The sequence below is a fragment of the Acinetobacter indicus CIP 110367 genome, from assembly GCF_000488255.1.
Lineage (GTDB): Bacteria > Pseudomonadota > Gammaproteobacteria > Pseudomonadales > Moraxellaceae > Acinetobacter > Acinetobacter indicus.
In genome coordinates this window covers 86,825-102,205 of record NZ_KI530745.1, presented here as the reverse complement: position 1 = coordinate 102,205, position 15,381 = coordinate 86,825, and the positions used below count along the sequence as shown (strand labels likewise).

The 15,381-nt window shown below is 49.9% G+C and carries 13 protein-coding genes; 4 read left to right on the top strand and 9 right to left on the bottom strand.

Features of this window, described 5'->3' with window-relative positions; translation table 11 throughout:
* Positions 1–22 precede the first annotated feature (22 nt).
* The 4 genes from P253_RS00525 to rluB all read left to right on the top strand — a co-directional run bounded on the left by P253_RS00525 (position 23) and on the right by rluB (position 3,036).
* Entirely contained in the window at positions 23–304 is a 282-nt protein-coding gene (locus P253_RS00525) for a hypothetical protein (protein WP_016659868.1), read from the top strand.
* A gap of 268 nt (positions 305–572) precedes the next feature.
* The gene (locus P253_RS00520) at positions 573–1,367 is read left to right on the top strand and encodes a segregation and condensation protein A (RefSeq protein ID WP_016659867.1); all 795 of its coding nucleotides are present in this window, start codon (positions 573–575) and stop codon (positions 1,365–1,367) included.
* A 20-nt stretch (positions 1,368–1,387) separates the two neighbouring features.
* Positions 1,388–1,954 (top strand): SMC-Scp complex subunit ScpB, encoded by a 567-nt coding sequence (gene scpB, locus P253_RS00515; RefSeq protein WP_370670886.1) that lies wholly within the window; start codon positions 1,388–1,390, stop codon positions 1,952–1,954.
* A gap of 41 nt (positions 1,955–1,995) precedes the next feature.
* Positions 1,996–3,036, top strand: coding sequence for a 23S rRNA pseudouridine(2605) synthase RluB (rluB, locus tag P253_RS00510; RefSeq protein ID WP_005175954.1), 1,041 nt, complete (start codon positions 1,996–1,998; stop codon positions 3,034–3,036).
* A 49-nt stretch (positions 3,037–3,085) separates the two neighbouring features.
* Here the strand turns inward: rluB and bioD are convergent, their stop codons facing one another.
* From bioD to smc, 9 genes are all read right to left on the bottom strand, one after another.
* Complete coding sequence (gene bioD / locus P253_RS00505; protein ID WP_016659865.1) at positions 3,086–3,727, bottom strand: dethiobiotin synthase; 642 nt, start codon at positions 3,725–3,727, stop codon at positions 3,086–3,088.
* Positions 3,727–4,530 carry a malonyl-ACP O-methyltransferase BioC gene (bioC, locus tag P253_RS00500; RefSeq protein ID WP_016659864.1) on the bottom strand — a complete coding sequence of 268 codons (804 nt, stop codon included), beginning with the start codon at positions 4,528–4,530 and terminating at the stop codon, positions 3,727–3,729. The genes bioD and bioC overlap by 1 nt, the downstream gene beginning before the upstream one ends.
* The gene (locus P253_RS00495) at positions 4,512–5,666 is read right to left on the bottom strand and encodes an 8-amino-7-oxononanoate synthase (protein ID WP_016659863.1); all 1,155 of its coding nucleotides are present in this window, start codon (positions 5,664–5,666) and stop codon (positions 4,512–4,514) included. Before P253_RS00495 ends, bioC begins: the two co-directional genes overlap by 19 nt.
* Complete coding sequence (bioA, locus tag P253_RS00490) at positions 5,663–6,946, bottom strand: adenosylmethionine--8-amino-7-oxononanoate transaminase (RefSeq protein WP_016659862.1); 1,284 nt, start codon at positions 6,944–6,946, stop codon at positions 5,663–5,665. Before bioA ends, P253_RS00495 begins: the two co-directional genes overlap by 4 nt.
* Before the next feature lie 97 nt (positions 6,947–7,043).
* Entirely contained in the window at positions 7,044–7,763 is a 720-nt protein-coding gene (locus P253_RS00485; RefSeq protein ID WP_016659861.1) for an alpha/beta fold hydrolase, read from the bottom strand.
* A gap of 123 nt (positions 7,764–7,886) precedes the next feature.
* A complete protein-coding gene (gene ftn, locus P253_RS00480; protein WP_005175934.1) occupies positions 7,887–8,351 on the bottom strand; it encodes a heteropolymeric bacterioferritin subunit Ftn in 465 nt (154 codons plus the stop codon).
* Between the two features lie 346 nt (positions 8,352–8,697).
* Positions 8,698–10,737 (bottom strand): NAD-dependent DNA ligase LigA, encoded by a 2,040-nt coding sequence (gene ligA / locus P253_RS00475; RefSeq protein WP_016659860.1) that lies wholly within the window; start codon positions 10,735–10,737, stop codon positions 8,698–8,700.
* A 93-nt stretch (positions 10,738–10,830) separates the two neighbouring features.
* A complete protein-coding gene (locus P253_RS00470; RefSeq protein ID WP_016659859.1) occupies positions 10,831–11,919 on the bottom strand; it encodes a cell division protein ZipA C-terminal FtsZ-binding domain-containing protein in 1,089 nt (362 codons plus the stop codon).
* Position 11,920: 1 nt separating this feature from the next.
* Positions 11,921–15,373 (bottom strand): chromosome segregation protein SMC, encoded by a 3,453-nt coding sequence (gene smc / locus P253_RS00465; RefSeq protein ID WP_016659858.1) that lies wholly within the window; start codon positions 15,371–15,373, stop codon positions 11,921–11,923.
* Positions 15,374–15,381 lie beyond the last annotated feature (8 nt).

Here is a 15,381-nt window from a genome sequence, read left to right as displayed (position 1 = left end):
CGCCATCTCAGGAGGAAAAGGTATGGATTTATTTTATCTGTTGCTCAACCTTCGCGAGTTTCCCAAAAGCCAGCTAATCTATGCGACCCAACCCTGGTCTCTGGAAGCTGAGGCTCTGCTGCTGGATGCAATACCCAACCCGGCTGTCGTGTTCTCTATCGAACAACAGGCATATCATCTGCTGTCGAGTGTTGAAGAGGCCTATATCCTGTCCTTAAGATTAGGCCACCAGAACCTGTGCAGCCGTGAAATGTGTCAGCAACTGCTGGAACAGCTTGAGCAATCCGCTTTATCACGTGTTTGATCTAAGGTGAGTTTTTCTTGCTAAAACCCTCATCTATATGCGCTTTCAGGCCCTGTCTTCTACTGTATTGAACGTGATTTTTCCTGCTTTTTCGCTGCAGAATTGCCATCTACTTTTGCTTTTTTTCGCTTTTAGTCATTTGGGTAATTTATTTCATAGTCAATTTCCATTAAACTACGCGCAATTAACTCCATGCTTTCTTTTCGATGTGAGATCGAATGTAAAGCTCTTTTCATGCCTTTGAAAATTCGCGTGGCCTAAAACTGTAATGAATCAATCTGTGCATCCTGCTATGGACCAAGTCCCGCACATCCGCGTTTTGGATGAGTGGCAAGAGACGATTCCTGAGGATTTATATATTCCTCCTGCAGCATTTGAAATCCTGTTAGAGCATTTCGAAGGCCCGCTCGACTTTCTGATTTACCTGATTCAAAAAAACGGCTTTGACCTGCTACAGGTTGATATCGCACCGATTGCCTCTCAGTATTTGGCTTATATGGATGCGATGAAATCCCTGAATATTGAGCTGACCGCAGATTATATGGTGATGGCTGCCCTGCTGGCCGATTTAAAATCGCGTTTGCTGCTGCCGAAACCCAAAGCCATCAGCGAGCTGGAAAAAGATCCAAAGCAGGAACTGATTGACCGGCTGGAAAATTATTTACGCATTAAACAGGCGGCTGAACGTCTGGGGCAAATGCCGGTGTTAGAGCGTGATACCTTTAATACCCATGTCAGTCTGGGCCAAGTGGCGTATAGTAATGAGGGTCATGAGGCCAGCTTGTTACGTGATGCGCTATTTTGTGTATTTAACCGCCCTGAACCGGTGATTCACCAGATTCAGCAGGAACCGGTGTTACTGGAAGAACGGATTGCCTATATTGAAGCAAAGCTGCAAAGCGGTGAAGTGCTAGCGTTTGCCGAGCTGCTCAAGCCGAGCCAGGGCCGTATGGGCATGGTCGTGACCTTTATGGCGATTCTGGAACTGACCCGTCAGCAAAAAGTGGCAATTGTTGCCAGTGGTGTCGAAGCACCGCTGGCCATTCAGGGAGCACAGGCCTAATGTCAGAGCAAACCCTTAACATGTCCAGTGATGAACAGCATCATGAAGTGCTGATGCAGCTAGAAGCCATTATTTTTGCCAGTGATGCACCGGTATCGCTGGCACGTCTGAGAGAAGCATTTCAGGCACGCTATAGTAAGGCAGAATTAAAAGTCTTTTTACAACAACTGGCCATGCTGCAACATGGCCGGTCTATTGAACTGGTTGAAACTGCGCAAGGTTTCCGTTTTCAGGTACGGGCCAAATATCGTACCCTGATTGCACAGGCCTGGCCGGAACGACCAACCCGTTTATCCCCGTCTTTACTCGAAACACTGGCTGTGATTGCTTACCATCAACCGGTGACCCGAGCAGATATTGAACAGATTCGCGGAGTATCAAACAACAGTCAGATTCTCAGAACGTTGTTTGACTGGAACTGGATTAAGGAATCCGGTTTCCGGGAACTCCCTGGAAGACCCGCGTTGTTAGTCACAACGCCACAATTTTTAAATGCATTTGGCCTGACCTCTGTCGGTCAATTGCCTCCCCTGCAGGATGCCAAGGAAGCTTTCATGCACCTCGATGCCCAGGCACCGAGATCGTGAATAGGTGAACTGTTGATGATAATTTCTAAGGTTATGCTGTCATGAGTGAAAAATTGCAAAAGGTACTGGCACGCGTTGGTTTGGGTTCTCGCCGTTATATGGAAGAAGTCATTGCCGCTGGTCGTGTAAGTGTCAATGGCCAAGTGGCCCAGGTGGGTGAGCGTATTGAACCAGGCGATGAGCTTCGTATCGATGGTCGTAAGGTCAGCTTCCAGATTGAAGATGAAATCCGTCGCCGTGTGCTGATTTACTACAAACCGGAAGGTGAAATCTGTTCACGTAACGATCCGGAACAACGCCCGACCGTATTTGATCATTTACCATCAATCGCCAATGATCGCTGGGTCATGGTCGGCCGTCTGGATATCAACTCGACCGGTCTGTTACTGTTCACCAATGATGGCGAACTGGCAAACCGCCTGATGCATCCATCCAATGAAATTGAGCGTGAATATGCGGTCCGTGTAATGGGTGAAGTCACGCCACAAATCCGTAACAACATGCTGCGTGGTGTGGTACTGGATGATGGCCCGGCCAAGTTTGAATCCTTCTCTGAAATTGGTGGTGATGGTATCAACCGCTGGTATCAGGTGGTGGTAAAAGAAGGTCGTAACCGCGAAGTACGTCGTATTTTCGAATCTCAGGGCTTAAAAGTTAGCCGCCTGCTACGTACCCGTTATGGTACCGTGATTCTGCCACGTGAACTGCGTACTGGCCGCTGGATGGAGCTGGACAAGAATGACATCGACAACCTGACCAAAGCGGTTGAGCTGAAACCACGTCAGGGAACCGGTCTGTACGGTATGGCTAAACGCCGTAATGAACGTATGCAGGAAAAACCGATGGCAGCGCGTCGCGGTGGTTTCTTGCGTCAGCAGCGCCGTGACAATGAAGCAGCGCCAACATCTTCAACCCGCGGCCCGCGTGATGATAACTTTGGCAATCGTGAACGTCGTGAAAACCAGAATGGCACACACTTTGCCCGCCGTGATAACCCAAATGGCAACAGCTTTGGCCGTCAAGAGCGTGATGAACATGCGCCACGCAAACCATTTGGCAACAAAAGCTTTAGAAAGTTTTAAGCTGCCTAGCAAAAAGCCACTCAATTGAGTGGCTTTTTTTATCACAGTTTTAATCCAAAACTGGAATCTCAATCCATTTTGCCTCTGGAAAATGCCGAGCCAAATAGGTTTTTAAATACTCAGCGGTATCTTTAGAAATCAGCGGATCTTGTGATTCATCTTTCAGGTTATAGGCCAGCGCATACAGCGACAGCCCTCGCGCCATCAACGCTTCCAGACTTAATAAGGTATGGTTAATGCTACCCAGACGTCCTGAACTGACCAGAATCACCGGATAGTGCTGCTCGGCAATATAATCAATCGTTAACATTTCCGTGGTGAGCGGCACCATCAGGCCACCAGCGCCTTCCAGTAGTACCACATCAAAACGCGCTGCAAGTTGCTCTGTCGCCTGGCGGATGTTATTGAAATCAATCTCACGGCCATCAATTTTGGTGGCCAGATGCGGCGATGCCGGATAAGTGAAAATTTCGGGCATGGTCAGTTTGCTGTCATCTTCAGGCAACCAGCCACAGCCCATCATCTCCCGATGTTGCTGGATATCTTCCGAAATATCAGTATTGCCAGTCTGAATCAGCTTTTGGGTGATGGTTCGCTGTCCTTCAGCACTCCAGACCTTAGCCAGATAACCGGTGGTATAGGTTTTGCCAATTCCGGTATCAATTCCACTGACAAAATAGATCTGTGCCATTAGCCTGTGCTCCGTGCAATACAATAAATCGGATGGTAACTGAGCAGATATTCCTGCTGGCCGGCCACATTCAGCCGGGAAAACTGCCGATAGGCCTGATAAAACTGCTGCAAACTGTGTTTGGTCCAGCGGTGCCCGGAAGCGGTACCCGTGACCCCGGTGGCTTTTAAATGCTGCAACACCTGGCGAGGATGTTCAAAAGCCAGGGTTTTGACAGTTTCAGACAAATACACAATTTCGAAGCCTTGTGACTCCAGACAGCGGCGCAGTTCCGGCAGGCTGAAATAATCCAGCCCCTGCCCGGTCAGGGCTTTAATTTCCTTGAGATTGTCCGGACCAAAACTAGAAAAACATAAATAACCCGAAGGCTTTAAAGCATGGGCGATTTTGGCAAACAGCTGCTGCAGATTCTGCATCCATTGCAAGGCTGAACTCGAGATCAGCATATCCAGCTGTTCTGGAAAAGCGATCTGCTCGGCATCGCCAATCCACCATTCGGTTCGGGAAGTAGAAAACAGTTGCTGCTGGACTTCCGGATACAGGTCATTGAGCAGCAACTGCTGCACCTGAAAGTGCTGCTCCAGCGCACGGGTTAAAGCCCCCGTACCACAGCCAATTTCAAACACCCGTCCCAGTTTTCGACTGGTTAGATGTGACTGCATCAGCCGAACCAGTTGCTGGCAAATCTGCTGCTGAATCACCGCATGCTGCAAATAGCTGTGATGCGCCTGGGCAAAACGCCGTGCCACTTGTGATTTATTTACAGACATCGCTGACTTGTCCATCATAACAGCGCCACGCATTGCGCCAGCTCACTGGACTGAATCTGCGCGGTCAGGCAAATCCGCAGCCGTGAACTGTTTTGCGGTACGGTCGGCGGACGTACCGGCATGATATAAAACCCAGCCTGCTGTAGCTGCTGTGCCTTTTGTACGGCTTTTTCCGATTCGCCCAGAATTACCGGCACAATCTGCGAGGTCGATGGACAGGCATAGCCTTTGGCTTCAACCTGCACTTTTAATTCCTGGCTGATCTGCTGTAAATGCTGGCGCTGGGCTTGCATCTGCAACATCTTCTGGAACATAAACCGGGTCCAGGCCATATTCAGCGGCGGCTGCGCGGTACTGAAAATCAGCGGGCGCATGTGGTTAATTAAATAGTCACGGATTAGCGGATGGCTAATCAGATATCCACCGACTGATGCCAAGGTCTTGCCAAAAGTCCCCACCAGAAAATCAACCTGCTCCAGCACCGCATACTGCTCCGCACAGCCCAGTCCCTGCTCTCCACGCACACCAATAGCATGTGCTTCATCAACATACAGCATCACTTTCGGATAACGCTGCTTTAACTGCACCAGTGCCGCCAGATCGGTTTCATCACCATCCATACTAAAAATGGATTCGGTCACGACTATAATCCGTTCAATTTGCGCATCATCATGATACTGTTCCAGCAGCCGGGCCAGATGCGCCAGATCATTATGCCGGTAGCGCACCGCCTTGGCAGAAGATAAACGGATACCATCAATCATGCTGGCATGGACCAGCTTGTCAGCCAGAATCAGGGTTTTACTGTCGGCCAGTGCCGGTAAAATCCCGATATTCATATGGTAGCCACTGTTAAACAGCAAGGCGGCTCGGCCAAAGGCCTGACTCAGACTCGTTTCCAGCTGCTCATATTCCGGGAAGTTCCCGGTCAGCAAACGCGACGATGAGGCGCTCATACGGCGCTCGGTGACAGGAGTTAAATCAAAAAATTCTTCACGCAAGCTGACATCGCTGGCCAGCCCCAGATAATCATTACTGGACAGATTCAGCATGCGCTGCCCGTGAATCTGAATCATGCGGCCATGTTGCAGATTGGACTGAAACTGGCGCAAATTGGCAGTGCGTTTTAACTGTTCCAGCTGCTGGGCATAATGGTCGAGCAAACTCATGCGGCATTCTCCTGCATCTGGCGAACCACCTCGGTCAACTGGGTCAGCAAGTAGTGCAGTTCATCTGCTGAAATCACATACGGCGGCATCACATAAACCAGTTTGCCAAATGGCCTCACCCAAATGCCCCGCTGTACAAACTGCTGCTGCAGGCTTTGCATATCGACTGGCGTAGTCAGTTCAACCACCCCAATTGCGCCCAGCACCCGCACATCCTGTACATGGCTCAGCTGAGCCAGTGGCGTTAAAGCCTGTTTCAATTGCTGTTCAATCTGCTGAATCTTGGCCTGCCAGTCCTGTGCCAGCAAGACTTGAGTACTTTTCAGTGCCACCGCACAAGCCAGCGGATTGGCCATAAAAGTCGGGCCATGCATAAACACGCCAGCTTCCCCCTGACTGATGGTGTCTGCCACCTGCTTGCTGGTTAAAGTTGCCGACAGGGTCATATAACCACCCGTCAGTCCTTTGCCAATACACATGATATCCGGCTCCACTCCGGCATGTTCCCAAGCAAATAACTTGCCGGTACGACCAAAGCCGGTGGCAATTTCATCAAAAATCAGCAGCAGACCATACTGCTCGCATAAACGCTTGGCCTGACGCAAATATTCAGGATGATAAAAGCGCATACCGCCCGCGCCCTGTACAATCGGCTCTAGAATCAGTGCGGCCAGTGTATGCTGATGCTGGGCCAAAGCCTGTTCCAGATCGGCAATATCGTCCGGGTTCCAGTCTTCATCAAAGCGGGTTTGTGGTGCCTGTACAAATAAGCGATTCGGCAGACTTGAACCAAAAATCTGATGCATGCCAGTGACCGGATCGCAGACCGACATCGCATTCCAGGTATCGCCATGGTAGCCGGAACGCGGAGTAATAAAATTGGTTTTTTGTGGCTGGCCTTGCGCAGTCCAGTACTGCACCGCCATTTTTAACGCGACTTCAACCGCCACTGAACCGGAATCGGCATAGAAAATCTTATCCAGACTCGGTGGAGTAATTTGCAGCAGTAATTTGCCCAGCTCAATGGCCGGATCATGGGTCAGACCGCCAAACATGATATGTGACATCTGCTGTAACTGGTCGGTCACAGCCTGATTCAGTTCAGGATGGTTATAGCCATGAATAGCACACCACCACGATGACATGCCATCAATCAGACAGCGGCCATCTGCGAGTTCAATGGTCGCACCATAAGCCCGCTTTACCTTGAAGGTCGGCAGCGGCTGGGTCATGGAAGTATAAGGATGCCAAAGATGTTGCTGGTCAAATAAATCGGTCATCCCGGACTCCCTGTCTGGTTTAAAATCTGCATGAGCTCGATCTTACTCCCGCCACACAGAAAAAGAAATTGCGGGAATTATCATTTCCGCTGAAGGGTCAGGAGAGTTGCTTTAAATAGTCAATAATTTTCTGTGTAACCACATCTGTTTCAAACAACGGGATGCCATGCGAGCCAGAAATCACTTCCACCTGAAGATTTGTTGCAGCTAAATTCTGTAAATCTTCTGCAACTTGGCAAGGAACCAGCTGATCTTCATGTGCCAGCAAATGATATTGTGGAGCCGGATAATTTTTTAAGATGGTCACCAGATTAAGCTGTTCCAGCAAAGCTAATCCCTGTTTTAACAAGGTTAGAGATTGCGGCTGGATTAAACTTTGTAATTTCTGTAAATCCTGCCGGCTCTGGGCACTACCCTGACAGACCAGATAACCAAAACGTTTTAAGGTCGCGGCCGCATCTTTGGCAAAGCCCTGTTTAAACTGCTGAAAAGTCTCGGGAACCATCCCGTGGGGCCACGCGTCTTGCGCAACAAAACACGGATTCGAAGCCAAAGTAATGAGCGCTTGCGGCGCCTGTCCGGATTGCGCCAGTGCATCGGCCAGTAAGGTTGCCAGCTGCCCACCCAGAGACCAGCCCATCAGCACGCTATAGCCTTTGGCCCGTTCCAGCTGCTGCTGGAACTGTACCGGATCCGCCGCATTAAAAATGTTCAGGACATCGACCTGAATGCCGTGTTGCATTAGGCTATGTTGTACAGGCTGTAACAGGCCGGTTCCTCCGCCCCATCCGGTGATCAAAAGTATACGCTGCTGCATTGTGCTGTCCTTGTTTCCATCTAGTCGCAGTATAGTAAAAATAGCGACGCCTGCACTGCATCAAAATCGCCAAATCTCGACCATAAAAAACCCGGCCAGTGCCGGGTCAATGTTGGGTTGGGCTTACATTTGCGATTGAATGTAGTTCTGCAAACCAATGAGTTCAATTAAACGCAACTGTTTTTCCAGCCAGTAAGTATGGTCTTCTTCGGTATCTGACATTTGCTGACGCAGCATGTCACGGGTGATGTAATCGCCCTTGTCTTCTGCCAGCTTAACACCTTGGGCCAGTTTTTCACGTACCTCATACTCTAGCTTTAAATCGGCTTTTAAGCAGGATAGTACGTCGGTACCAACGTCAATATCATCACGTTGCATATTCGGAGTGCCTTCAAGGAACAGAACCCGGCGAATCAAGGCATCGGCATGTTGTGATTCTTCCTGCATCTCATGGTCGATGCGTTCATAAATCTTGCTCAGGCCCCAATCTTCATACATACGCGAGTGAATCAGGTATTGATCACGAGCAGCCAGTTCGCCACCGATCAACATATTTAAATAGTCTACGACTTCTGGATTGCCACGCATTTTCATTACTCCCTTACGAATACGCTCATTATGGCGAAAGCCAAGCCAAGTTGCAAAAGATAATTTGTGTAAATATATGATTTTTATATAATTAAAATGAGAAGCATGTGCATTTACAGTTCTGGATTCAAACTTTTCCACATAAAAAAGAATTGCTTGCGCACATTTGTCTGATTTTTCATCAGCCCAAACATACAAAGCGGCAAATTTAGAATTTTGTAACTATCAAAAACGGTTCTTATTTCTGCGGTTTTTACGATTTTACTGCTGTGCTTTCTCTGTTTTGATCTATCACCAGATTCAGGCAGCAACCGCTCAATCTAGAGAGCGGTTGCCTGTTGTTCTGTTAGCCCTGGGTCTGGCCATATTCAGCCATCAGGCTCAGGAACTGATCTTCATTCATGACCGGAATACCAAGTTTCTCCGCCTTCTCCAGTTTGGAACCGGCTTTTTCACCCGCCACCAGACACTTGGTTTTACTGGAGACACTGCCACTTACCCGGGCGCCGAGCGCCTGTAGCATTTGAGTGGCTTCATCACGGCCCATTTTGCTTAAAGTACCGGTAATGACCCAGCTTTCACCATTTAACGGCTGACGGGTCGGCGCCAGCGGTGCATCCCAGTGAATACCGGCCGCCAGTAAACGGTCCAGCACTTCCAGGTTATGCGGTGCCTGGAAAAAGTCCAGAATCCATTCTGCGGTAATATCGCCGACATCCGGGGTTTTCTTGAGCGCCTCCAGATTGGCAACACGTAAGGCATCCAGCGTCTGGAAGGTATTGGCCAGCATCCGCGCGGTGGTTTCGCCGACACCTCGAATCCCCAAGGCATAAATAAAGGCGCCCAGCGTGGTTTTTTTACTGCGTTCAATTGCATCGAGCAGGTTTTGTACCGACTTCTCGCCCATTTTTTCAATCTTGAGCAAGGCCTCACGATGTTCATGCAGATGGTAAATGTCCGAAACATCCTTGAGCAGATTCAGATGCAGTAATGATTCTACCCAGCGATCACCCAGACCCTCAATATCCATGGCCTTACGCGAAACAAAGTGACGGATGGCCTCAATCCGCTGCGCTGCACAGTACAGACCACCGGAACAGCGTGCCAACGCTTCGCCTTCCGGCATCACCACCGGCGAATCACACACCGGACAGCAGGCAGGTAGCTGTACGGTTTCAGCCTCCGCCGGACGAAATTCCGGCCAGACTTTTTCAACTTTTGGAATCACATCACCACTGCGATAGACACTAACCGTATCGCCAATCCGCACATCTAGACGATGGATTTCACCAATATTGTGCAAGGTGACATTAGATACCGTCACCCCACCCACTGCCACCGGATTCAGGCGTGCCACCGGGGTCAAAGTACCGGTACGGCCCACCTGCCAGTGAATATTTTCAACTGTAGTCAGCGCGGCGACTGCCGGGAATTTATAAGCAGTGGCCCAACGCGGTTCGCGGCTTAAAAAGCCAAGCTGCTGCTGCTGTTTCAGGTCATTGACTTTAATTACCAGGCCGTCAATTTCAACACTCAGCTGCGAGCGTTCCTGATTGATCTGCTCATAGACTTCTTGCACGGCCTGAATGCTGTCACAAACAAAATGACGCTCACCCACAGCAAAACCAAGCTGATGTAACCAGTCCAGGCTTTCGGACATGGTGTTCAGGCCATGATGCGGCACGCACTGGGCAATGCCATAGGCATAAAACGCCAGTGGACGTGAGGCCGCAATTTTCGGATCCAGCTGGCGCAAGCTGCCGGCCGCAGCATTACGCGGATTGGCAAAGGTCTTTTCACCTTTGGCTAGATTAGCAGCATTGAGTTTTTCAAAACCCGATTTGGGCATCAGCACTTCACCGCGTACTTCCAGAAACTCCGGAATGCTGTACTCCGCTGAAGATAAGATTTTCGGCAGGTTGCGAATGGTTTTAACATTGTGAGTAATATCTTCACCGGTTTCGCCATCGCCGCGGGTCACGCCGCGCACCAGCACGCCATTGGCATACCACAAGGAAATCGCCAGCCCATCAAATTTCAGCTCGACATCATATTGAATGGTCTGGTTGGGTAAACGCTCTTCGGCGCGGCGGGCAAAGGCAAACAGTTCATCCTGGTTAAATACGTTGCCCAGAGACAGCATTGGTACCGCATGGGTGACGCTTTCAAATTTGCTTAAAGGCTGTCCACCGACTTTATTGGTTGGGGTATCGGCCTGAATCAGATCGGGATATTGTTGTTCTAAGGCTTTAAGTTGATGAAACAGCTGATCATACTCACTGTCTGCAATAACAGGCTGATCCAAGACATAATAGGCATGATTATGCTGGGCTAAAATCTGGATCAATTGGCGCATTTGCGCCACCACATCTGCATGTTGAGTCATACGTTCACCATAAAAAAGGGCGGTGATCCCGCCCTTAAAAAATTTTGTCGCTTGGCCGTATTATAGAAACCGGAGGCTGTGGTTTCAATTCAGTTATGCCAGCGAAGCCTGACCTGCGCGATAATCAATCGCCTGATGACGCCAGTGTTCGCGTAATTGCGGGGTTAATTCCAGATGGTTCTGGTCATACACGGTGCCATCAATTTCACGGGCAATCAGACCGGAAATGCTGATCATGGTATCAAAGGCATTTTGCACATCGCTATGTGGCAGGGCCAGGAAAAAGGCCAGACCTTTGACCTGTTCATTCGACAGGGTTTCCAGATCAAAACCGTCGGCGCCGTTGTCGGTAATTTGCAGCACTGAGAACAGCAGTTTGGAACCATCTTCGTTATAACGGTGGAAGCAGGACATTTCACCAAAGCGCAGACCATATTTAAGCAGCACTTTAAGGGTTTTCTCCCCCGATAAAATCCGGCGTTCCGGGAAAATATTCAGGGCAATAAATGATTCTGCAGTGGCCAAAGCGCTTTCATCATCTACCAGTTGCTGTTCATGCAGATGCGCATCCAGAATACTGCTTTCTTCTTCAAATTCACGAATATCGGCTTTTTCAATCTGGCTGTTGAGGCTAAATTCAGCTGGCACAGTTTCCGTTTTTTCGGTATCTACCCCAGCTTGAGTCTGTTCAGTCGATGCCGATTCAGGCACAGATGCAGCAGCATGAGCTACAGCAGTCACGGCAGCGGTAGTAGATGCATCAGTCTGGGTGGTTTCGGTAGAAGCCTGTTCTGCCAGATTTTCTGCCTTTGCTTCTACCTCATTTTTAGCTGCAGGTTCAGCATCTACAGATGCTACGGCCTGCGCTTCAGTTTTCGCCTGCGCTGTTTCGTTCGGCTCAGTCAGCTGCGTTTCGGTCATGGCCTGTGGCTCAATTTTGCTGTTTGGCTCGACGGCAGCAAGATCGGCATCGCCTAACGTCGGTTCTACGCGCTGGGCCGGTTCAGTCTGCAACTGATGACGGACATGACGCGGAATGATCGGCTGCTGGCTATCGGCATTGACCTGCAGCTCGGAGTCCAGCGAAGGTGCTGCATCGGCCGGTTTTTTCAGGATCATTCTTAAACCGAAACCCATAATAATGAGCGCGATAATAATCCCAATGATTGTGGTGATTTCCATGTTATGCCTCCGCGACTAGACCGTATTCTGTAGCATCTTCTAGATTTACGCTGACTAATTTTGATGTTCCCGGTTCAGGCATAGTAACACCTAATAAATCGGTTGCCATCGTCATTGCCAGCTTGTTATGTGTGATATATATAAATTGCACCTGTTCGGACAGTTCCTGGACCAGGTTACAGAAACGTCCGACATTGGCATCATCCAGCGGTGCATCGACTTCATCCAGCACACAAAACGGTGCCGGATTTAAACGGAAAATGGCAAAGACCAGTGCCAGTGCGGTCAGTGCTTTTTCTCCACCCGACAGCAGCGCCAGTGAGCTGTTGCGTTTACCCGGTGGTCTTGCCATTAGTTTTACACCCGATTGCCAGTCATCTTCAAGACTTAAACTGGCTTCACCACCATTAAACACTTTGGGAAACAGCGCCTGCAGTTCGGTATTAATCTGGTCAAAGGTGGTCATAAACAGCTTGCGCGTTTCCTGATCAATACTTTTCATGGCCGCCTGTAACTGGGCCACGGTTTTTTCCAGATCTTCAATCTGATGGCTCAGTTCGGCATAACGGGCTGAAACTTCTTCATATTCTTCTGAAGCCGCCAGATTCACCGCACCCAATTTATCAAACTGCGCCTGGGCTTTTTCTAGCTGCTGCTGATGGGCCGTTACATCAATGTTCAGCCCCGGAATCAGCTCGCTGTTTAAGGCTTTCAGCTGTTCGGAATAATGCTGCAAGTCAGATTTGGCCGCTTGCCAAGCCAGACGTTTTTCTTCCAGCTGGCTACGCAGTTTTTCATCCTGCTGCTGCTGTTGATGGCGCTGCTCGGTCAGCTGCTGCTGTTTGCTCTGAATCTGGTTCAGTTCCAGCTGCCATTCATTCCAGGTCTGTTGCAGTTTTTCCGTCTGCTGCTGCTGCTCGGCAAACTGGCTGGCTAGTGCCGGCAATTCCAGCTGCACCGGATCGACAAACTTTTTCGCCTGCTCCATTTGTGCTGCAATCTGCTGATGCTGGGTCTTTAAAAAACCACCATCTTTTTCCAGCAGTTCCAGCTGCTGTGTGGCCTGCACCGACTGGCGTCTTAACAGTTCCAGTTCCTGTTGCTGTTGCTGATATAGCTGCTGCGCCTGCTCCAGTTGTGCCGTTAATTCTTCCAGCTGGAATTGCAGGGTTTTATAGTTTGGCAGCGCCTGTTCCAACTTGAGACTCAGCGCATGCAGATCAATTTCCAGATCATCTTTTTGCATGGCATCTTCTTCCAGCTGCTCCTCCAGTTGCTGCAGCTGATGCTGTAATTGCTGCTTCTGCACGGCAAAGGCCTGCGCGGCGCTCTGGATTTTGGCAATCTGCAGATCCAGTGCCTGCAATGCCTGCTGCTGCTGTTTCAACTGCGTATGTTGTTCAGTAAGCTGTTGCTGCAGCTGCTGGCACTGCTGTTGGCTGATGTTAAAGTCCTGTTCGGCCTGTTGCAACTCGGCCTGTTTCTGGCTCAGTAGCCCATCAATCTCTTCCAGACGGATGCGATGGCTTAAAGCCCCCTGCGCCGATAGTGAGGCTTCATCAAACAGTAAACCAATTACCCAGTCCGGCCCGACCTGATAGCCATCTAGAGTTAGAATGCTCTGCCCGGCCTGTAACTTTGGCTGTAATTGCAATGCCTGTGCCAAATCATCAGCCAGTGCCACCTGTTGCCATAAAGAAGAAGATGGCGATTCAATCCAGTCCGCCAGACAGCTTAAATTTGCCAGCTGAATCGGTGCGTGCTGGGCAGCAGGTTTTAACTGACGCGCCAGACTGTCCTGAAAGTTGTCATCTGCCTCGAGCATCTGCGCATTCAGCCATTTGGCCAGAAACTTCTCAATTAATGCCGCATGCGGTTTGGCAGCATCGTTCAGGGTTAGCACCTGCATTAAGGCGGTGTGCTGTAACTGCTGTTTGGGGCTGTTTTTAATCAGTAGCTGATTCAGGTTTTTCTGCTCGGCCTGGAGCACCTGAATTTCCGATTTCAGTTCAGTACTGCTATTTTTATGCTGATTCAGCAGGCTGTGTGCCTGTTGCAGCTGCTGCTGTTGCGCCTGAATCTGCTGCTCCAGTTCGGCCAGCTGCTGGCTTAACTGAGCTTTGTCCTGGTTCAGCTGTTCGATTTCATCTTGCTGGGCCTGACTTTGCAGCGAGCTGCTCTGCTGCTGCAAGGTGTCTTTTTGCTGTTCAATCCGGCTGATATTTTTTAGCAACTGTTCGCTCTGGGCCAGCATTTGCAGTTTTTGCTGCTGCTGTTTTTCCACCTGCGCCTTAATCTGCTCAAACTGCTGCTGCACCTGTTGCTGCTGGGCTTTGAGCTGCTGCACAGCCTGTGCCTGCTCTTGCGTGCTTTGCTCGGCCTGTTGCAGCTGCTCGGTATACTGTTCCTGCTGGCTGAGTACTGTTTCTAGCTGCAGATCAATCAGCTGCAGACGTTCTTTGGTCTGGGCTTTCTGTTCCTGCAACTGAGCCAGCGTACTGCTGTTTTGCTGGACCAGCGACTGTTTCTGCTCCAGGGTCATTTTCAGCTCAGCCAGTTTCTTTTCAGCCTGCTGCCATTCATTCTGTAATGGTGTCGATTGCTGAATCAGACGCTGGAACAGCTCACTGGTATTGCCCAAATCATGTTCCAGCGTGCTTAGCTCGGAACGGGTCAGCTTGAACTGTTCGCCCAGTTCGGTCATCTGCACAGTATATTCCTGCTGCAAACGGCTGCTCTGCTCGCACTGGAACGATAAAATTTCAATTTTGATGCTGCGAATCTGGCTTTCTAAAGTCTTGTACTGCAGCGCAGTTTCCGACTGGCGTTTTAGGGTTTTGAGCTGGCCTTTCAGTTCACTAGCAATATCTTCCAGCCGCGATAAATTCTGGCTGGTATGGTCCAGATGCAGCATGGTTTCACGGCGACGGGCCTGATAACGCGATACCCCGGCCGCTTCTTCAATAAATACCCGCATCTCTTCCGGTTTGGCATCGACCAGACGGTTAATCATGCCCTGTTCGATAATGGCATAGGAGCGTGGCCCCAGACCGGTGCCAAGGAAAATATCGGTAATATCACGGCGCCGGCATTTGGTGCCATTTAAAAAATATTCTGACTTGCCATCGCGGTTGACCTGACGACGCACCGCCAGTTCGGTATAGGCGTTATACGCGCCACCCAGCTTGCCATAGGTATTGTCAAAGCGCAGTTCGACACTGGCCATGCCCACCGGTTTACGCTTGGCGGTTCCGGTAAAAATCACATCCTGCATGCTGCCGCCACGCAGCTGACGCGCGCTGGATTCACCCATGACCCAGCGAATGGCATCAATCACATTGGACTTGCCACAGCCATTGGGGCCGACCACGGCCGTCCGGTTGGCTTTAAAATGTAAGGTGGTACTATCGGCAAAAGATTTAAAGCCGGAAAGTTTTAAGCTGCTTAAACGCATAATGTCCC

Bases quoted from the DNA above. Each gene is read 5' to 3' on its own strand.
- P253_RS00525 (WP_016659868.1), top strand. From the start codon at position 23: ATGGATTTATTTTATCTGTTGCTCAACCTTCGCGAGTTTCCCAAAAGC.
- P253_RS00520 (WP_016659867.1), top strand. From the start codon at position 573: ATGAATCAATCTGTGCATCCTGCTATGGACCAAGTCCCGCACATCCGC.
- scpB (WP_370670886.1), top strand. From the start codon at position 1,388: ATGTCCAGTGATGAACAGCATCATGAAGTGCTGATGCAGCTAGAAGCC.
- rluB (WP_005175954.1), top strand. From the start codon at position 1,996: ATGAGTGAAAAATTGCAAAAGGTACTGGCACGCGTTGGTTTGGGTTCT.
- bioD (WP_016659865.1), bottom strand. From the start codon at position 3,727: ATGGCACAGATCTATTTTGTCAGTGGAATTGATACCGGAATTGGCAAA.
- bioC (WP_016659864.1), bottom strand. From the start codon at position 4,530: ATGCGTGGCGCTGTTATGATGGACAAGTCAGCGATGTCTGTAAATAAA.
- P253_RS00495 (WP_016659863.1), bottom strand. From the start codon at position 5,666: ATGAGTTTGCTCGACCATTATGCCCAGCAGCTGGAACAGTTAAAACGC.
- bioA (WP_016659862.1), bottom strand. From the start codon at position 6,946: ATGACCGATTTATTTGACCAGCAACATCTTTGGCATCCTTATACTTCC.
- P253_RS00485 (WP_016659861.1), bottom strand. From the start codon at position 7,763: ATGCAGCAGCGTATACTTTTGATCACCGGATGGGGCGGAGGAACCGGC.
- ftn (WP_005175934.1), bottom strand. From the start codon at position 8,351: ATGCGTGGCAATCCAGAAGTCGTAGACTATTTAAATATGTTGATCGGT.
- ligA (WP_016659860.1), bottom strand. From the start codon at position 10,737: ATGACTCAACATGCAGATGTGGTGGCGCAAATGCGCCAATTGATCCAG.
- P253_RS00470 (WP_016659859.1), bottom strand. From the start codon at position 11,919: ATGGAAATCACCACAATCATTGGGATTATTATCGCGCTCATTATTATG.
- smc (WP_016659858.1), bottom strand. From the start codon at position 15,373: ATGCGTTTAAGCAGCTTAAAACTTTCCGGCTTTAAATCTTTTGCCGAT.